Consider the following 16,606-nt stretch of genomic DNA (forward strand, 5'->3'; position numbering starts at 1 on the left):
CGACAAGGATATGGACGAGATAATCAACCCTGATCGACTGGTCAGCGTACCGTTCAACAAGACACGCTGCGGCGTGGATTTTTACATCAATACTGCCATAAACAAGGACATCGGACTTGTGCTGACAGAAAACAAGCGGTTTAAGACAGACTTCTTCAGCTTCTACTTTTTCCGTAAGGCAAACGGATATTTGCTACTGAACTTCCGCAAGATTGAACTGCGCGACGGCATGGTTCTCCTGCTTTCACCCCATCAGCAACAAGAGTGGCATGTAGATGAGACGGCGTTGGATTACACGTTCCTTATATTCCGCGAAGATTTCATGCGTACTTTTATCGCCGACAAGTTCTTCGTTTTTCGCCTTTTGTATTGTTACCAGACAGATACGCCGCCTTACATCAATGCCACACATGACGAAATGAAGGAATATATGCGGCTGCTCGGAAAGATTAAGTATGAGCTGATGAATCCAGTGTCCGATACGTACAATATCATTGTTTCCTTACTATATTATCTTTTGCTGATTATCAATCGTACATACGCTGCCGCCTATTGCTTGCCCGCTGAAATTGCTAAAAACAATTTCGCTTTTCGGTTCAAGGACTTGTTGGAACAGAATATCCGCACCCACCAGCGGGTGCAGGAATATGCAGACATGCTTCATGTCAGTCGCATCACACTCAATAACTCAGTAAAAGCCCAATTCGGAGTATCAGCTACCCATTTGATAAAACAACGTCTGCTTGAGGAACTGAAGAACGAATTGCTATTCTCCAACCGCACTGTCAGTGAAATGGCGGATGATTTCAATTTCTCTGATCCGAGCCATCTCATGCGCTTCTTCAAACAGCAAACAGGCAAAACATTTACTCAGTACATGACGGATTACAATAAAGGCATATACGAATAACTTCTTAATATAGTCGATAGCGGCTATCGAAATATGGTTGTTGATGTTCAGGCGTTTTTGTACTGCATGAACCATTTTACGATTTCTGGATCTTCGTGCGAGCCGAGTAAGAAAGGCTTGTCGGTATCCAGCGTCTTTATCCGTGCCATGTCGTCGGCCGACAGGGTGAAGTCTAATATGTCGAGATTCTGCTTCATGCGTTCCGGTTTCACAGACTTAGGAATAATTATGCACACTGATATTTATCGCGCCCGGACAGGTGTTCGGTGCGGAAGATGACGGCATGCAGTTCCAACCAGATGGCTACCTGCTTATGTTCCATCCCGACCTGCTGCGGAATACACCTCTCGGGCGGATAATGCGTGAATATTCGTTCTTTTCCTACGAGACAAACGAGGCATTGCACCTTAGTGTGGAAGAACGGCAAATCATCATGGATTGCTTCCACAAGATTCAATATGAATTGAACCATCCGATACACCGTCACAGCAAGAACCTCATCACAGACAGCATCAAGACGTTCCTTGATTACTGCACACGTTTCTATGACCGTCAGTTCATCACACGCGACAACCAAAACCGAGACATCCTCGCAAGATTTGAGCGGTTGCTTGACGAATACTTCCATGATGGGGCTGCTAAACGGATAGGCTTGCCCACTGTACAGTATTGTGCAGACAAGCTCTGCCTCTCGCCCAACTATTTCAGTGATTTATTGAAAAAAGAAACAGGTTCAACCGCCCTGCATTTCATTCATGACAAGTCTATTGAAATAGCCAAGACGGAACTTGCATCTACAGACGACACCGTTAATGAAATCGCCTATAATCTCGGTTTTCAGTACCCGCAACATTTTACCCGACTGTTCAAGAAAGAGGTAGGTTACACTCCGAATGAATATAGAGCGCAAGTGTCGTGAGAATTGGATTAGTACAGAATATTAGAACCCAACACCTCTCTTGCGCTTAACTTTCTTCCTTCTGCGAAGTATATCCACCATTTCCTGATTGGCTTCCGCATCAGCAGCGTTATAAGATGAGCCACTGCTTTTTAGCAATCCCCAAGAGCCGTTGAACAACTCGCTTTGTGCCGTGCCGGACGGTGCGCTTGGTGTAGCCGTTTCATATATTCCGGCTGTTATTCCCATACGTTCCCTGCATCTGTTGTGCTGCAAAGCCGCGTCAATCTTGGAATAACTGAAACGCCTGTCCACTTTGGAGCCGTTGAAATGGTAGCCATTCATGGAGAATACAACACCCTGCACCTCGCTGGTCTGCCCCTTATGCTTGAAATGTACTTCCACTCCCTGCCGTTTCAGGTTGGCGATAAGCACGTTCCAGTTGCCGCATCTGCCGACTTCCATTTTGATGATGTCGTAAAGCGCATATTTCGTCCTGTCTGGCTCTTTCAGGCGGTTGCGTTTGACATTGTCCTTTCCGCCAGCCATATGCAAGCCGTATTTCAAGGTCAATTCCTTGCAGATGCGGGTACTGCGCAGACGCTCGTGCCTGTCCGATATGGTATTGCCGTTGTTGTCTATGCGGTTGAAAGCAATGTAGGCTAAGCACCCAGCGCCTTTACATATTGCTATGTTAGGTTTCCAAGTACTCGCCCCCGAACCGGACTTACACCTTTCGACGTATCCGGCTCTCCACTAATATTATCAGTCTAACTTCCCTGTATGAATTTTCCAATGGCAATCATGGCATACCGCAATGGTTTTTCGTCTGCGGGCAATCATGTGTTTTTCCCAGATCCTTTTTCCTTGCAGATCTTTGAGCTTTTTCACATGATGCATCGATAATACCGATTCTGCTCCGCATATCTCACATTTATTGGCTTTTATCCTATCGATTAGGCTCGTTCTTGTGATTTTAATAAGCGGTTGATCATCATTGAATTTAATTCTACTTAAAGGCTTGCGCTTAAAACCGTCATGATAAAACTCGCACCGTACTGTTTTCCCATTCTTTTTGATATAGTCAACTCCAAACTCTCCGTTTTTACTGTATTTTCGAAGAACCTTGCGAACTGATGATTTATATTTGCAAGCATAGGTTTTGTACATACTGTATTCCATGATATTATAAAAAGAATCAATAGTATAACTGTTATTCGCCAATGAATAATAGTTGTAAAAGCCTCGTATCTCCCCATTGTACTGGCAAAGTATTTCCAAGTCGTCATTATTCTTCATGCAAGGCCTTGCCTTGGGATGCCATCTCTCTTTCCCATTATGATAGGTCAGTTTGATAGCATCATACTCGAAGAGTTTCTTTTTCATTGTATCCATAGATACTTTTAAAAAGACTTTTGACCTGTAGTATCTTTGAGCAGTTCCTTTACCAATCCGTTTTGTTTGATCTGTTTTGTAGATTCCGATTTCATATCCGAGGAATTTTGCGTTCTTCTTTGTATTGGTTATCAATGTTTTTTCGTCAGATAATTCAAGATTGAGTTTTTCTCCAAGAAAATCTTTGATGTCTTTCTTGACTTTAACACAATCTGCTTTACTTCCGATTATTCCAATCAAAAAGTCATCTGCATATCGGATGTATTTCAATCTTCTGTAGCTACTGTCCATCTCATCTAAACTTGGATAGTTGTTACGGGCTTTACAACATTCATTAATGCGATTCAGGTAAAACTCACGTTTCTTTTTATCTGTTTCAATTTTAAGTTTTCGCTCGGCTCTGATTTTTCTCAATGCATATTTTGCATAAACTGTATCGGGTTTGCGTTTTTTGCCTTCATTAAAGTTATGGATATATTCATTCATATATTTGTCGAACTTATCAAGATAGATATTAGCCAGTATTGGACTAATAATTCCACCTTGTGGTGTTCCACTGTATGTCCTATGAAATGTCCATTCCTCCATGTATCCAGCATTCAGGAACTTTCTGATTAGCCTAATGAACCTGTTGTCAGAAATTCTTTCTTCAAGTATTCTTATCAAAATATCATGATCGATATTATCAAAGAATCCTTTAATGTCTCCTTCAACAAACCATTTGGAACCTGTAAAAGTATCCTTGATACGGGATAGTGCCGTATGGCATCCTCTGTTTGGTCTAAATCCATGAGAACAACTCTCAAAATTGTCTTCATAGATCGCCTCCAAAATCATACGGATAACCTCTTGCACCAGTTTATCATCAAAAGAAGGTATTCCCAAAGGTCGTTTAGATCCGTTTTTCTTCGGAATATAAATTCTTTTTGATGATACAGGCTGATATTGCTCACTTTTGAGCAATTCAATCAATTGTTCAATACGGAATATACTCATGTCGTCAATGGTTTTTCCATCAACTCCGGGAGTCATGTTACCTTCCTTTGCATATAGCTTTTGGTAAGCAACATAATATATTTCCTTATTGAACAGAATCCGATATAGCCTTTCAAATCTGTACATTGAGATTTTACTTTGCTGCGCCAGACTGTTTAATACTCTTTCTGGATCTCTCATAATGTCTCACACATTTTCCGTTAATTGTATTAAAAATATTAGCTGTCTCCCTTTGCCATGTACAAGGCTTTCCCTTGCTCAGACTACTACGGAGACTCCGTTGCCATGCCAAATATTCAAAGGTCTGAAACCTTATAGCCTTACAACTGGCATTTTGGGTTAGGCAATCCCCATTTAGACATATAATAACTATAGCTCGATAAGTTGTCGGATACGACATCCACCTTTTATTGCTTACCGCAATTGCGTTGTGATCAGTTTACGCTTCCGCTACATGCACATGATAACGGAGTATCACAATATGACGCCATTAATCGTCTTTCGTCATAGACCCGCATTTGTCCGCTCAGGCTATCGTTTAATCAATACGGATTTTATCCTCATACTTATCATTTCATCTTCCCATTCAGTCGCAACATGACGATTAGTTGACTTATGGATTTGCCGGTATGCTATACTCCCCTTTGGGTTTCCCCTTCGGATAAGCCGGTTGATGACAGACTTGTAAACTCGTGTCAGGTATTGCGCTACCAATACATTTATTATATGCCCTTATGGGCGCACATGCACGTGCGGATGCTCCTTGTCGAAATGCTGGGCGATGAAGAACTGCGTATTCTTGATTCCCATCCGTTCCATATATTCAAGCGCGATGCCTGCCATGATACGGTTCGTCAGCCGTAACTCATCCTCTTTGGAAAAACTCAACGCGATATGTCCGACAGGTTTTGTCACCTTATCGTTCATCCGTGACTGGGCATTGAAACTCATGGCGATAGTTTCCAGATTTTCCATAAACAAGCCTTCGCTTGCTACTATCTGCGTATCCTTCTTCTTGTCGATGATGTAATCCACCGCACCCTTGAAGTCGCTTCCTTTTACGATTTTCGCCATCATATCCCTATCTTGGTTATAAGTTCATGAATCCTTGCCACTGCCACCTTGCAGTCCCACCGTTCATCGTGGAAGCCTCCGGCGTTTGCCTTACGCGCAAGCTGGTTGAGATTGTTAGCCATGCCGCAGAGTTGGCGGATGTATCCGGCATGTTCCTCCGACAGCCGTTCTTTCACATGACCGTTACGGAAACATTCCCTCATGTACTCGCTTGGTGATACGCCCGCCTCATGCGATCGTGTCAGCAGGCGGAAGTAGTCGGCTGCCGTCATTTTCACTGCGATACGGTATTTCAGTTTCTCGGTTGCTGTTAATTCTTTGTATTTTCTTACCTGCCTCAAATCCGCAACTAAGCCCTTCAACGTCCTTCTTGCGTGTACACGTCCTCTCATTACTGAATTATCAGATAAATTGAGGCAGAAACACCCACTTCTGCCTACAACATCCCCTTACCCCACAATGCGACTTGAGACAATACGCAGTATCATACCCATAAGTTGTAGGCGTTATCCAAAATCAGTCTGAAAAATATCTGCGTAAGCATTGTTACAGGTATAGATATTCAGCACATACCGCCTTGATGTCCTGATCCACTTGGCTGGTACAGAGATAAACCTGAAGACAAACGCTTTTATGCGACTTGTTGCATTGAGTCCGAACCTCTTTACGTCAAGTCTTTGGATAATGGCCTTGTAGAAGTTACGGATAAGTGCTGTAAGAAGAAGGAACACAGTGTTCTCGGCCATGAAGGATTTGGGCAATCTGTCCCACCCGAAACCATTGTTCATATCATCAAAGATACGTTCCTTTCCTCCACGAAGGTTATAGAACTCGACAATTTCTCTTACGGAAGATTCATAGTCGTTAGTCAGGATACAACGGTATGTGTATTCTCCTTCCCAAAGATCCTGCACACCATCCATCCGTTTCTGTCTTTGAATCACAAGTCGGTATGCTTTACCCTTCCACTTCTCAACAAGGATAGAGTTCAATTCAAACTCAATGCCATTGATTTCCTCAGTCTTCCAGCCTCTGAGAGCAAATATGTCATTGTAGAGCGAACTGCAGCGGTTAGTGCGGATATAGAAGGACTTGCAGTGTTTCTCTATTTCCTCCACGATTTCCTCGGAACATGATCCGCAATCAGCTCTGAAACGATTGATAGTGAGCCTGTTCTGTTCAAATCTCTCAAAGAACCTCTTCAGCGTGTCCTTCTGATGAAAACGAAGGTTTTCGTTAAGCCAGATGAGCAGAGCTAAGTTTACTTAAGCTCTGCCATGGCGAGAAAACGTGCCATGAAATGGAACTTTTGTGTTACCATCGCTATTCTCAATGCCAACAATCAAGTCACCAATAACCGCCACGCCAGGGCGATAACCAGAGAACTTCTTGTATGTAGGCTTTGCATCATACTTCTCACCCTCTTTCAGTTGGTCAGATGCAAACATACAATTGAGCAGTAAAGTATTGAGAGTGTCAGCCGTGTTGAAATCGTAGTTCTTACCCGTATCTGATGTGTATGAGATGTTTTCTTGCGTCAGTTCCTTTATCGCTCTGAGGATAGTATCAGAACTACAAGTATGAAGTGTCGGATGAAGCGAGAGATGGTTCATCAAATGAGTAGTGACATCCTCAATACATGAGCCACCACAGAAGTAGATACTCATGAGAGAACGGATGATTTCGCTGTACTGATAACCTAACGATCTACACCTTAGACCGAGGGTTGAGTCGATTACAGATGACAATGTGGAGTCAAATTGCTCATCAGGTAGGGCGGAAGGATTTCGAGGAATTTGGACGACGCATAGGGTTGGGCAATAAATTGATAAAGCGTGAGCTTGATGAGTTTGTCAAAGAGAAACCATTGGTGCAAGTATTGATAGACCGTTCCTTTTTATCGGAAGAACTGAAAAAGTAATATAGGATGTCTATGGGGTACAGGTGTAAGATGCTTTCTTTCTGATGAAGGGCGGATAAAGCATTCTTCAGGAAAGTACTTCTCCTTTTCCCATACCGGTCATACCGTTAAAACTGATTGATAATTATGACGCGTATGTTGGCCGGTATGCCTATCTTTGTGGCAATGAAAACAGAGAAAGGATTGATTTTGTAAGTATTATCATGGCAAAAGAACTGATTCGTGTCCCTAGGGTGCTTGGGGAAAGCTATAATTCCGTGCTGATTGAACGGTTGTATGAGGCAGGTGGAAATGTCATGCTCGATCTGATCATATACCTGGGCAGCTATCACCTCAAAGACTTGTTCGGGACTTCCTGGTTCTCCGTAGAAGACTTCTGCCGTAAGATGGGGTATGACCGTACCAACTTGCAGCGCAAGCTGGATAGCCGGCAGCTCGCGGCCATGTTCGGAAAGAATATGCAGCCGGAATATGTATGTACCGACACGGCAGGACAGAGAATCAGCCATCCTATCGAGACGGTTTTTGAGGCGGCTCTCTATAAACTGGGATTGGAGAACCTCTGCTATCCGACCATTGGCGAGGATGGCCGTACATCCTATAATTTCGTGCAGATCTTGAAACGTTTCGACATAATGACCGATTTCAAGACGAAGAAGTCAACGAAAAGGCTGTACTCGGCAGTGGTAAGCCCGGAGATAAAGAATTTCATGTTCTCGCTCTATAACCTCTTGGAACTTCAGGATTACCGTAGCCTGCCCAGCCGTTACCGCTATTTCTATCTGGAACTTTCCAAGATGGTTTACCTGATCAAGTATAAGACCACCAAGAATGAGGCTCCTTTTTATGTGCTGACAGTCGATCAGCTGGCTAAAAAGCTCGGCATAGAGATTGCCGAACCCAAAGACCGGAAAAAGAAGGTCGCCTCGATACTGAAAAAGATGAATACTTACCTGAAATATACCAATTTCAATTTCTCTTTTGTGAAAGGCGATCATGAGAGATGGGCATATACCGTGTTGTTCTCGTTTCCTAGGCATACGCTGCACTATTTTGATGAAGGACAATATGCTGTCGTGGTGAAGAAATTCTATAAGAACCTGCTTGGGCTGTATGTCGAGATTGCCTACCCGGACACGGATATGGCTGTCAGGAGGAAGAAGATCAAAGAGGTGGAGGAAGATGCCGGACTGTATAAAGAGTTCCTTTTATGGGCAAACTCCCCGGAAAGCGTAGAAAAGAAGAAACAGATATATATCAGTGATTTCGTGGCTGTATTCGGCAGGTTTCCGGAAGGATGGGCACAGGAAGAGTTGGAGAGTGCCAATGGAACGGAAGTTGCTCCTGCTCCTGAAGAGTTCATATCTCCGGAGACGGACGGGGCGGTGAACATGGACGATCCAGCTGTGTAGAACCGTCCACGTTTCACGGTTTTTTATAGAATTAGTTGTGTAGAAGTGTCCCTATTGGGGTGATTAGATGTGTGGAGTCATCCGCTTTGCCTGTTTTAGTTGTGTAGAAGTGTCCCGTTTGTTGCTTCTAGTTGTGTAGAACCGTCCACTCCTTTTGCTTTAGTTGTGTAAAAGCGTCCGGTTTCACTTGTCAGCTGTGTAAAACCGTCCACCCGTTAATGAAGGGAATAGGTAATCCCTGTTTTTTTTATATGTCGGTATATCAGTGAAATAAAAGAGAGAAATTTTTAAATAAAAGGTATCGGCTGTGTAAAACCATCCACCAAAATACATAATAAAGACCTAAACTCCTAACCCCTTTAAATATCCCCAAAGCGATAACATAGAAATGACTGGGAAAATAAATTTTCCCTTCACATGCCCTATACGTACTTTCGGAAAAAGATTTTTCGGAAGTATGTGTTGATTTTCACGTTTTTTTATATGATTGGAAGGCGGTTCTGTTCATCTTCTGTATCCGAATTAGTTTTTCAGGGCGTTCCCTTCTGACCGGGCTATTCGTTGCAAGTCCTCGTTACCCTCCAGGCTTTTCCCTGCTATCCCTAACGCTCTACGCTCCGGCTATGCCGGAAGAGAGGTATGATGATTTTTTCCTGAACTGATAGGAACATTGCGAAGGTAGGCGTGGCCGGAACGCCCGATATTGAAAAGCCAAATCTCCATCCTCCCATTCCGGGAGGTAGTATTTACCAGTTCAATCCCGTTCTGATCCGTCTTTCCCGCTTTCTCTTCAATGCACTGTTCCCAATCAGTTGAGGAAAAATTTATGGTTGGGGCGACAAGCGATGTTTGCGAGTATTAATCTTTTAATTTTTGGCAGTATGAAAACGAAGAGAACCGTATTTGAAGTGAATGACGTTTATCGGGTGATGGAAAACAGCGAGTTGATTTATACCTTGACGAACAGTGAGAAACTGAAACGTGAAGAATATAAGTATGAACAGATGGAAATAGAAGGATTGTGCTTGTCTGATGTACTGGAAACACTAACACCCAGCCGTAAAAAAGTCGCTTATGCGGCGATTGAGCTATATAAACGGCTGAAAGAAGGGCAAGTTGAAAGTCCTGCGCTTTTATCCAGCAATAATGTTTATAAAATGATGCATCCTGTTTTGTGCGATATAGCTACTGAAGAGATGTGGGTGCTGTTGCTGAACAGTTCGTCCAAACTCATCCGTAAAGTCCGTATCTCATGCGGCGGGATAAATACCGCCCCTGTGGATATACGGGTTATCATGAAGCAGGCATTGTATTATAACGCCGTATCTTTTATCATGGTACATAACCACCCATCAGGAGCACGCAAGCCCAGCAGTGCGGATGACCGCTTGACGGAAGCAGTTAAAAAAGCCGCTGAAACATTAGACATCCGTTTGGTTGACCATGTGATTGTGGCAGGCAATAACTATTATAGCTATGCGGACGAGGGAAGATTGCAAAATAGGTAAGGTGGACGGGAGAAATCCCGTCTGCCCGGGATTTCGGCTTCGGGGTTCTTTTTTGGCAGTCACCCCAAAAAAGAACCAAAAAAATGCTTCCCGGACTATCGGATGCGACATCGTAAAATACGCAAAGACGTGGCTTTTCAGAATAAATACATATCTTCGCGCCAAAGGTGATCGGAATGAATGTATTTTCTACTTTTGATACAGGCGTTATGGTGGCTCTCTTACTGGGCATTGAGTTTCTTAGAAGTGATATCCGAACGATTCTCTATTGTAAAAGGAATGATCCCAGGATTCTTAAGAGTTGCTTATATACGCTGCTTATATTATTGACCAGCCTTTATTCTATTGTGGCCGGAGCCATGCTTCATCCGGAACCCGTACCTGTTTATGAGTTGATACCCGGTTTTCAATATGGGGTTTATGGCTTTTCTTTTTCGTTTATATTGCTCGCTGTTGCATGTCTTTATCGTAAAACATTACCTTTTGTCCTTTTGGGCTACGCTATGATATATGTGATCGGTGTATTGATACCACTACTTAGGTATGTAGTGTCTATGATGGATTATTTCACTCGCACAAGGGTATAGCAGGTTAATTTCTTGATTGTATCGGATTGCCCTTTCTGTGGGCTGCCTCCCCCGGCTTCTTTCCTCCGATCCGAGTCCGGCTTTTTGCTCGGCAAAGGTTTCGGGATTCCGCAAATGGCAAGTTACGGCCATGCGCCTTTACTGTATGGAAAATAACGATGAAGAAGTGTCTTCCCGACATTTTCCATAAGTGAAACTTGGCTTATTGCTTGCAATCCAGACCTTGATATGCCGAAAAAAGGCTCAGAACTCAGATGGGGAATGACATCAAAAAAAAGGTCGGCTGACCAAAGACCTTCCCGATACAAAAAATGAAAAGGTCTTGAATCTAGCTGAAGAATAAATCAGATGTTCAACTTAAATAATGCTAATATGGAAAATTTGATTACACAAATCAACAAAGAGAGATTGGTTAATAGCGACACAGCTCTTATGATGAAGGAATTATACTATTACGTGCCTTGTGAGTATTGGTATGACAAACAGGATAGGCTACGCACCGATATTGAGGGAAGGAATACCCCGATGTATATGTGCGAGTGCCCGACACTGGCAGCATGTATCCAATGGATGATACAGACTCGTGAATATACGTTTCAAACAGAACAAAACGTGGCGGTCTGGCATGTGGTTGTGAGGGCTGGAGATTATGTGTTGTATGACTCCGAAAGTAATGCGGACGCTTTTTGTTGTTTGGAAGAAGCATTGGAAAAAGCGGTACAGGAGTGCATGGAGTTATTGTATTAAAATTAAAAAAAATCAGTCCCCGTGAAGGGGACTTTCCTATAATCTTGCTGAGAGGTGGAATTGCAGACGATCTTTGAGAATCATCTTTGAAGGATGGGCAGAGGTTTATTCGTTATTTGTTATTTTTGTTCTCGGATTTCAGCGCAATTCCATTCCTTCTTAATAGGCGATATACTGTTCCGCTACTGCCTATGTTTAATATTTTCTGTATCTCCCTTACCGGCGTTCCGGATTCATAGAGTTGGATGCAGCTTTTCTGCTTGGCGATGTTGTTTTTGTTGATAAGTGTCTTTCTGCCGAATTTGACACCTTTTTCCTTGGCGATTCTTCTGCCTTCTTGGGTTCTCTCATAGATAAGGTCTCTTTCAAACTGAGCGAAAGCACCGAGAATGTTGTTCATCAGTTGGCCGATTGCGCCTTCCGTACTGATGTTGTCTTGCAGTGAGGTGAATTGGATGCCCCTATTCTTGAAATCTTCCAATAGCGTAAGGATATTCTTCAGCGAACGGCCAAGCCGGTCCAGCTTATATACGACAAGTGTGTCGCCTTCCCGGAGAAAGCTCAGGCAGGCATCCAGTTCCGGGCGGTTTTGTTGACGTCCGGTCATTTTCTCAGAGAAGATTTTCTCGCATCCGGCAGCCTTCAACGCTTCCAGTTGCATATCCAGATGTTGTTCCTTGGTGGAAACACGGGCATATCCTATTTTCATCCTGTTTTCGTATTTAAATGTGTAATGAAGGTTTTAATTCTTCACTTTTTCAAATATGAAGACATTAATTCTTCATATTCCTCACGGCTGTATTGGTTGAACCCCTTTTGCTTCATTGCCAAAAGAAGCCTTTCCAGTTCTCCGATAGTCACTACCTGTTTGCCGATAACGGTAAATTGTTCCCATTCTCCCTTTTCGTTGAGCAGGTATTCCCGGTGTGCAAAACAGTAAAGAGAACCATCGATGTCATTCCGTTTCTGCCATTGACGCAGGTGCTTCAAACTGGTGAAATCACGGGTGACAGTACGTGGAATGGGAACCAATACGTCAATTTCCATCTTGAATTTTATATTCTCTTCCGCTTCTCGCATGGGTGATTAGCTTATTTCATAATACATCAATTATCGTATGGGCAGGAAGTTCCAGTTTGGAGAAAGCAAACATTTTCTTGCCCAAATCCTTTAGCGATGCCCCAATATGATATACTTCCGTATTATCAATGATTAAGAAGCGGTCATGACTACTTTTGTAGGTTCTAGCTTCAATGGGAGGATATTGGTCATTGTGTTTGTTTAAATCAAGTTGGAGCTGTGCGTTTATTTTGTGTATAAATAGTAGCTGATACTCCACTGTTTCGTTTGCTCAACATGAGTAACACGGATTCATCTACATAGTTGTCGATAAGCACAAGTGAGCATTTGGCAGACTTTATTAAATCTGTAGCAAACTTATACGCATCGAATATCTGACCGTCAAAGAATATACCTTCCACCGGAGGCAATGAGGTGCGTACAAAGAAGTCTATCTTTGCATCATGTTCAGCAATGGTTTTCTCTATTTGGAAGAATCTATTGTTCATTCTATATTCCATGTCATTGAGCCGTTGGTTTATAGAATAACCTTTCAATAAATATTCTTTTAAAATTTTATTTGCCCATTGCCTGAATTGCGTACCTCTTACGCTTTTAACTCTGTATCCAACTGAAATTATTACGTCTAGACTAAAGAACTTGACAGGCTTATCGGAATTAGCAATGTGCAAAAAATGCACATTGCTTTTCTCTTCCAATTCCTTTTCCTTAAAAACATTATTTATATGTTTGGTAATAACGGTTCTGTCACGTTGAAAAAGTTCTGCTATCTGCGCTTGTGTGAGCCAAACGGTTTCATCTTCTAAACGTACTTCCAACCTTACAGCTTCATCCGGTTGGTATAGTATGATTTCTCCTTGCTTCTCCATTATATGTTTCGCTTTTATTATATTGTTGCAAATGTACGAAAAAGAAACGTTATAAAGTCTGTTTTTTCCGTAAGTATTACCTTAAAAATTTGTTCCCTTTTTATTTTAATAAAACAGAAACATTCTGCTGTCTTGTTGTTCATAGTTGGGGTATCAAATAACTAAAATTCAAATGGAAACATTTTAATGCACGTTTGTTTGTTAGAAGCCGGAGAAAAGGACACAAGACATGATAAGAATCATATGTCGGGGAGCGCCGTACGGCAAGGGGATACACCAGCACTCTCGACGAGTGAAGCCGTTGGCCGGGTTATCGGTGAAAATGGGAAAAAGTTAGTTTTTCTTTTGGTGTTGTTATAACTTTATCTATATTTGTATCGTGATAATCAACTTATAAAGTTATAACATTATGGTAACGAATATTATTCAGATTGGAAACAGCAAGGGGATAATACTTCCTTCCGAAATATTGAAACAGTTGCGTTTGTCCTTGAAATCGACTGTGAGCGTTTCTTTGGACGGGAACAATATTGTGATAAAGGCACAACCACGGCAGGGATGGGCGGAAGCTGCCAAACGTGCCCATGAGAATGGGGATGATGAGTTGCTTATCCCTGATGTGTTTGAGGATGAAAAGTTTGAGGATTGGACATGGTAGAACAGTATGGAGTGTATTGGGTAGAGTTAGACCCTACCCGTGGGGGTGAAATGGCAAAGACACGGCCATGTGTTGTTGTCACTCCTTCAGATTTGAATATGTACCTTACAACAGTAGTCATTGTTCCGATAACCTCCACGATAAGGAACTATCCTTACCGGGTTCTGTGTTCTGTAGCCGGGCGTGAAGGAGAGATAGCCACTGATCAAATTCGCACGGTGGATAAAAGCCGTATAAAACGAAAAATTGGAGAACTTAACAACAGGGAAATAGAGGAACTGAAAGAAGTGTTTCGACAAATGTTTTGTGAATGATGGAAGAGAAAGAGAATAAACCTACTTGTAAGGATTTTGCGGAGTATCTTAAAAAATGTGCCGAAGCCTATGCCAAGCATGGGAGCCAGGAACTGACTAACAGTGATGGAGAGTACCAGGATATCTTTGATGATCTGTGCCAGCTTCATGGAGATTTTGACCATGGAGCAAACCGAATCATCTCTTTAAAGGATATGTTTATAGAATACTTTAATGTAAAGTAACACTCCATTGGGCGAGGGCAGGGCTTGCTGCGGATGCCAGACTTTAAATAATCCATTGGATTAATTATCTTTGCACGCTAATTTTCAAATTATAAAGAAATGACTAAATCGGAAATCGTAAAGGAAATATCTGCCAGAACCGGCATCGACGGCAAAGCGGTGCTTGCTGTTGTGGAAGGATTCATGAACGAGGTAAAGACTTCGTTGGGCAAGGAGGAAAATGTCTATCTTCGTGGATTCGGTAGTTTCATAGTGAAGAAGAGAGCGCAAAAGACAGCCCGGAATATCTCTAAGAATACTACTATGATTATTCCGGCTCATAACATACCGGCATTTAAACCGTCTGACGAATTTTTGACAATGGTAAAAATGGGTAAACAATGAAAGATCAGTTACGATTATTGAGAGACTGTATCAATAATGATCGTCCGGCAGTTGTCTTTCAGGGAGACGATTTTTGCGCTCCTGAGATCTTGGAGGCAGCAAAAGAAATTTATCGTAAACATGGTTGTTCCGAAGAATTTCTTTTTGACTGGCAGCTGCTTATCAATGAGGTGAAGGCTTACCAGTTAGAAAGTCCGGCAACTGTCAAATTGCCGAAACTCTCCCCAACAGAAACGGAACTGGTGCGGGAAGAGATGACTAAACGCTAAAAAATATTCTCGTTTAATACGCACCTTTTATTCTTCAGGCAGCGTATTGAACGGGATGGGATTAAAATGTTGGCGAACCTGCTTTTTTCGAAAGTTCCTGCCAATAGTTGAAGTCACCCGGTGAAAGATGCTCTTGCATCCAGTCACGCATACCAATATCGTTTCTTTCGTTCACATATCTCGTAAACGGAATCATTGTCTTACATGCTTCAAATCCGAGCATTCTCATATGGCGTGAAATATTGGGAGGAAGATCTTCCAACCACTCTTTATAATACATTATCAATCTGTTTTCTTGGATTGGAACCGCTTGTTGGTGATAAATATAGCTGGCGTTTCCGATTCTAATATCTCTGGCCTTATTTTCCCGTTCTTCTTCAGGTAGCCGACTTAAATATTCAGCTTGCGCTATTCTGCATTTGGAGTTTGGATGTTCCATGGTATCTTATATAATTAAGACTCTTCAATGATACGGTTCATCAAATCACATATTTTTTGGCAGCTATGACGGTCTGCGCAAGCAGGATAGGGGCATTCCTCAAAGGATGCCTGATTATCCGTAACTATGAAACCTCCGGAACGACATACATAACTTACCGGATGAAAATAAATATCTTCCTTTTTCGGTCTATAAGTACATAGTCTTATAAGGCTGTTCAGCTCTTTGCAAATTTGCTCACATTTTTCTTTGGGATAATGTGGCAAATCACCGAATGCTTCGTAGGGGACAAAGGCAAATGCTTTGTCATCCCACATGACAGGTGTGTAATTCTGTACCATTTGTTATTTGGAATAAGGATGGCTGGCAGATTCCGTATTTCTGTATCAGTTAGGTAATCCGTCACTATTTAAGTGCGCCTGGGCAAACTCCCGGAGGTTCGTTTCGGCAATGCACTTTTCATAAATCTCATCCAATACTTCTTGCATATTTTCTACTTTATTGAATTTTAAGGGGCTGCCGTTTGTTGCGGCTTGCCTTTCCAGTTGTTCGATGATACTGGGAAATATCCCACGCAATAAACCGACGGTAGCTACGGCTGTAGCTGGTTCTACCTCTATTGTAATCTTTTTCTTTTCCATATCGTTGTATTATGTTATCAAAAGTAATAATTATTAGGATATTGGTAAGCATTTCTTCTGAAAAACTTTTTAAAGATATTGTTTTAAGATGGCATACTGTGTTTTTGCGTTCACGCAGTATTCTTTCCCACCCTCCCCTTCATCGGAATGGCTGTTCTCATTCCCGGCTTTCCCGTAGTCATCCGCTATGCGGCTGATTATGGGTAAACCAGAAAAGAGAAGTTCCAAACGTGGGCGGGATTGCAATGGTCATCATCCGGAGCTTCGGCATTGCCGAAAC

At 42.3% G+C, this 16,606-nt stretch carries 20 protein-coding genes and 4 pseudogenes; 12 read left to right on the forward strand and 12 right to left on the reverse strand.

The annotated features are described in order from the left end of the window. The first annotated feature begins 10 nt into the window (after positions 1 to 10). On the forward strand, positions 11 to 910 hold the full coding sequence (locus AAE250_RS22000) for a helix-turn-helix domain-containing protein (protein ID WP_004329302.1): 900 nt from the start codon (positions 11 to 13) through the stop codon (positions 908 to 910). 47 nt (positions 911 to 957) lie between these two features. Here the strand turns inward: AAE250_RS22000 and AAE250_RS22005 are convergent, their stop codons facing one another. Continuing rightward, on the reverse strand, positions 958 to 1,107 hold the full coding sequence (locus AAE250_RS22005) for a hypothetical protein (RefSeq protein WP_004329303.1): 150 nt from the start codon (positions 1,105 to 1,107) through the stop codon (positions 958 to 960). A gap of 86 nt (positions 1,108 to 1,193) precedes the next feature. Here AAE250_RS22005 and AAE250_RS22010 point away from each other — a divergent pair, with 86 nt between their 5' ends. Then, positions 1,194 to 1,829 (forward strand): helix-turn-helix domain-containing protein, encoded by a 636-nt coding sequence (locus AAE250_RS22010; protein ID WP_224201639.1) that lies wholly within the window; start codon positions 1,194 to 1,196, stop codon positions 1,827 to 1,829. 21 nt (positions 1,830 to 1,850) lie between these two features. Here the strand turns inward: AAE250_RS22010 and AAE250_RS22015 are convergent. From AAE250_RS22015 to AAE250_RS22035, 5 genes and pseudogenes are all read right to left on the reverse strand, one after another. Further along, positions 1,851 to 2,468: pseudogene (locus tag AAE250_RS22015) on the reverse strand (relaxase/mobilization nuclease domain-containing protein); the annotation flags it as partial. Between the two features lie 105 nt (positions 2,469 to 2,573). Next, positions 2,574 to 4,379, reverse strand: coding sequence for a reverse transcriptase/maturase family protein (locus AAE250_RS22020; protein WP_008777661.1), 1,806 nt, complete (start codon positions 4,377 to 4,379; stop codon positions 2,574 to 2,576). Positions 4,380 to 4,940: 561 nt separating this feature from the next. Continuing rightward, positions 4,941 to 5,276 (reverse strand): annotated as a pseudogene (locus AAE250_RS22025) (relaxase/mobilization nuclease domain-containing protein); the annotation flags it as partial. After that, positions 5,273 to 5,665, reverse strand: a complete 393-nt coding sequence (locus tag AAE250_RS22030; protein ID WP_005868789.1) for a MobC family plasmid mobilization relaxosome protein — start codon at positions 5,663 to 5,665, stop codon at positions 5,273 to 5,275. The gene AAE250_RS22030 and the pseudogene AAE250_RS22025, both read right to left, overlap by 4 nt. 114 nt (positions 5,666 to 5,779) lie before the next feature. Further along, a pseudogene (locus AAE250_RS22035) lies at positions 5,780 to 7,039 on the reverse strand (IS1380 family transposase); the annotation flags it as partial. On the opposite strand from AAE250_RS22035, the gene AAE250_RS22040 reads away from it, so the two are divergent. The 5 genes from AAE250_RS22040 to AAE250_RS22060 all read left to right on the forward strand — a co-directional run bounded on the left by AAE250_RS22040 (position 7,021) and on the right by AAE250_RS22060 (position 11,448). Continuing rightward, entirely contained in the window at positions 7,021 to 7,194 is a 174-nt protein-coding gene (locus AAE250_RS22040; protein WP_224201638.1) for a hypothetical protein, read from the forward strand. The pseudogene AAE250_RS22035 and the gene AAE250_RS22040 overlap by 19 nt on opposite strands. A 203-nt stretch (positions 7,195 to 7,397) precedes the next feature. Beyond that, positions 7,398 to 8,606 (forward strand): hypothetical protein, encoded by a 1,209-nt coding sequence (locus tag AAE250_RS22045; protein ID WP_005868786.1) that lies wholly within the window; start codon positions 7,398 to 7,400, stop codon positions 8,604 to 8,606. Positions 8,607 to 9,487: 881 nt separating this feature from the next. Beyond that, the gene (locus AAE250_RS22050; RefSeq protein WP_005868785.1) at positions 9,488 to 10,114 is read left to right on the forward strand and encodes a JAB domain-containing protein; all 627 of its coding nucleotides are present in this window, start codon (positions 9,488 to 9,490) and stop codon (positions 10,112 to 10,114) included. Between the two features lie 176 nt (positions 10,115 to 10,290). Then, entirely contained in the window at positions 10,291 to 10,701 is a 411-nt protein-coding gene (locus AAE250_RS22055; protein WP_005868783.1) for a hypothetical protein, read from the forward strand. Positions 10,702 to 11,133: 432 nt separating this feature from the next. Then, positions 11,134 to 11,448, forward strand: a complete 315-nt coding sequence (locus AAE250_RS22060) for a hypothetical protein (RefSeq protein WP_259031508.1) — start codon at positions 11,134 to 11,136, stop codon at positions 11,446 to 11,448. Positions 11,449 to 11,560: 112 nt separating this feature from the next. On the opposite strand, the gene AAE250_RS22065 is transcribed toward AAE250_RS22060, so the two are convergent. From AAE250_RS22065 to AAE250_RS22075, 3 genes and pseudogenes are all read right to left on the reverse strand, one after another. Further along, on the reverse strand, positions 11,561 to 12,157 hold the full coding sequence (locus tag AAE250_RS22065) for a recombinase family protein (RefSeq protein ID WP_005868781.1): 597 nt from the start codon (positions 12,155 to 12,157) through the stop codon (positions 11,561 to 11,563). Between the two features lie 41 nt (positions 12,158 to 12,198). Further along, on the reverse strand, positions 12,199 to 12,495 hold the full coding sequence (locus tag AAE250_RS22070) for a hypothetical protein (protein WP_229102851.1): 297 nt from the start codon (positions 12,493 to 12,495) through the stop codon (positions 12,199 to 12,201). Positions 12,496 to 12,544: 49 nt separating this feature from the next. Beyond that, positions 12,545 to 13,397, reverse strand: a pseudogene (locus AAE250_RS22075) (virulence RhuM family protein). 409 nt (positions 13,398 to 13,806) lie between these two features. On the opposite strand from AAE250_RS22075, the gene AAE250_RS22080 reads away from it, so the two are divergent. The 5 genes from AAE250_RS22080 to AAE250_RS22100 all read left to right on the forward strand — a co-directional run bounded on the left by AAE250_RS22080 (position 13,807) and on the right by AAE250_RS22100 (position 15,246). Continuing rightward, positions 13,807 to 14,055: an AbrB/MazE/SpoVT family DNA-binding domain-containing protein gene (locus AAE250_RS22080; protein WP_008771457.1), complete on the forward strand. Its 249-nt coding sequence runs from the start codon at positions 13,807 to 13,809 to the stop codon at positions 14,053 to 14,055. Continuing rightward, positions 14,049 to 14,369 (forward strand): type II toxin-antitoxin system PemK/MazF family toxin, encoded by a 321-nt coding sequence (locus AAE250_RS22085; RefSeq protein ID WP_008771456.1) that lies wholly within the window; start codon positions 14,049 to 14,051, stop codon positions 14,367 to 14,369. The genes AAE250_RS22080 and AAE250_RS22085 overlap by 7 nt, the downstream gene beginning before the upstream one ends. Continuing rightward, positions 14,366 to 14,593, forward strand: a complete 228-nt coding sequence (locus AAE250_RS22090; RefSeq protein WP_008771455.1) for a hypothetical protein — start codon at positions 14,366 to 14,368, stop codon at positions 14,591 to 14,593. The genes AAE250_RS22085 and AAE250_RS22090 overlap by 4 nt, the downstream gene beginning before the upstream one ends. Before the next feature lie 99 nt (positions 14,594 to 14,692). Next, positions 14,693 to 14,977, forward strand: a complete 285-nt coding sequence (locus AAE250_RS22095) for an HU family DNA-binding protein (RefSeq protein ID WP_008771454.1) — start codon at positions 14,693 to 14,695, stop codon at positions 14,975 to 14,977. Further along, positions 14,974 to 15,246: a hypothetical protein gene (locus AAE250_RS22100; protein WP_005868772.1), complete on the forward strand. Its 273-nt coding sequence runs from the start codon at positions 14,974 to 14,976 to the stop codon at positions 15,244 to 15,246. The genes AAE250_RS22095 and AAE250_RS22100 overlap by 4 nt, the downstream gene beginning before the upstream one ends. 61 nt (positions 15,247 to 15,307) lie before the next feature. Here the strand turns inward: AAE250_RS22100 and AAE250_RS22105 are convergent, their stop codons facing one another. From AAE250_RS22105 to AAE250_RS22115, 3 genes are read right to left on the reverse strand one after another with little or no spacing between them, the layout of a single operon-like run. After that, positions 15,308 to 15,685: a hypothetical protein gene (locus AAE250_RS22105; protein ID WP_008771453.1), complete on the reverse strand. Its 378-nt coding sequence runs from the start codon at positions 15,683 to 15,685 to the stop codon at positions 15,308 to 15,310. A 14-nt stretch (positions 15,686 to 15,699) separates the two neighbouring features. Beyond that, positions 15,700 to 16,026, reverse strand: coding sequence for a hypothetical protein (locus AAE250_RS22110; RefSeq protein ID WP_008771452.1), 327 nt, complete (start codon positions 16,024 to 16,026; stop codon positions 15,700 to 15,702). Positions 16,027 to 16,071: 45 nt separating this feature from the next. Further along, a complete protein-coding gene (locus tag AAE250_RS22115) occupies positions 16,072 to 16,326 on the reverse strand; it encodes a hypothetical protein (RefSeq protein ID WP_005868768.1) in 255 nt (84 codons plus the stop codon). Between the last annotated feature and the right edge of the window lie 280 nt (positions 16,327 to 16,606).

This window comes from Bacteroides sp. GD17, from assembly GCF_038448625.1.
Lineage (GTDB): Bacteria > Bacteroidota > Bacteroidia > Bacteroidales > Bacteroidaceae > Bacteroides.

Bases quoted from the DNA above. Each gene is read 5' to 3' on its own strand.
- AAE250_RS22095 (WP_008771454.1), top strand. From the start codon at position 14,693: ATGACTAAATCGGAAATCGTAAAGGAAATATCTGCCAGAACCGGCATC.
- AAE250_RS22055 (WP_005868783.1), top strand. From the start codon at position 10,291: ATGAATGTATTTTCTACTTTTGATACAGGCGTTATGGTGGCTCTCTTA.
- AAE250_RS22110 (WP_008771452.1), bottom strand. From the start codon at position 16,026: ATGGTACAGAATTACACACCTGTCATGTGGGATGACAAAGCATTTGCC.
- AAE250_RS22000 (WP_004329302.1), top strand. From the start codon at position 11: ATGGACGAGATAATCAACCCTGATCGACTGGTCAGCGTACCGTTCAAC.
- AAE250_RS22080 (WP_008771457.1), top strand. From the start codon at position 13,807: ATGGTAACGAATATTATTCAGATTGGAAACAGCAAGGGGATAATACTT.
- AAE250_RS22030 (WP_005868789.1), bottom strand. From the start codon at position 5,665: ATGAGAGGACGTGTACACGCAAGAAGGACGTTGAAGGGCTTAGTTGCG.
- AAE250_RS22010 (WP_224201639.1), top strand. From the start codon at position 1,194: ATGCAGTTCCAACCAGATGGCTACCTGCTTATGTTCCATCCCGACCTG.
- AAE250_RS22065 (WP_005868781.1), bottom strand. From the start codon at position 12,157: ATGAAAATAGGATATGCCCGTGTTTCCACCAAGGAACAACATCTGGAT.
- AAE250_RS22090 (WP_008771455.1), top strand. From the start codon at position 14,366: ATGATGGAAGAGAAAGAGAATAAACCTACTTGTAAGGATTTTGCGGAG.
- AAE250_RS22040 (WP_224201638.1), top strand. From the start codon at position 7,021: ATGTGGAGTCAAATTGCTCATCAGGTAGGGCGGAAGGATTTCGAGGAA.
- AAE250_RS22060 (WP_259031508.1), top strand. From the start codon at position 11,134: ATGATGAAGGAATTATACTATTACGTGCCTTGTGAGTATTGGTATGAC.
- AAE250_RS22045 (WP_005868786.1), top strand. From the start codon at position 7,398: ATGGCAAAAGAACTGATTCGTGTCCCTAGGGTGCTTGGGGAAAGCTAT.
- AAE250_RS22115 (WP_005868768.1), bottom strand. From the start codon at position 16,326: ATGGAAAAGAAAAAGATTACAATAGAGGTAGAACCAGCTACAGCCGTA.
- AAE250_RS22050 (WP_005868785.1), top strand. From the start codon at position 9,488: ATGAAAACGAAGAGAACCGTATTTGAAGTGAATGACGTTTATCGGGTG.
- AAE250_RS22005 (WP_004329303.1), bottom strand. From the start codon at position 1,107: ATGAAGCAGAATCTCGACATATTAGACTTCACCCTGTCGGCCGACGAC.
- AAE250_RS22020 (WP_008777661.1), bottom strand. From the start codon at position 4,379: ATGAGAGATCCAGAAAGAGTATTAAACAGTCTGGCGCAGCAAAGTAAA.
- AAE250_RS22105 (WP_008771453.1), bottom strand. From the start codon at position 15,685: ATGGAACATCCAAACTCCAAATGCAGAATAGCGCAAGCTGAATATTTA.
- AAE250_RS22070 (WP_229102851.1), bottom strand. From the start codon at position 12,495: ATGGAAATTGACGTATTGGTTCCCATTCCACGTACTGTCACCCGTGAT.
- AAE250_RS22085 (WP_008771456.1), top strand. From the start codon at position 14,049: ATGGTAGAACAGTATGGAGTGTATTGGGTAGAGTTAGACCCTACCCGT.
- AAE250_RS22100 (WP_005868772.1), top strand. From the start codon at position 14,974: ATGAAAGATCAGTTACGATTATTGAGAGACTGTATCAATAATGATCGT.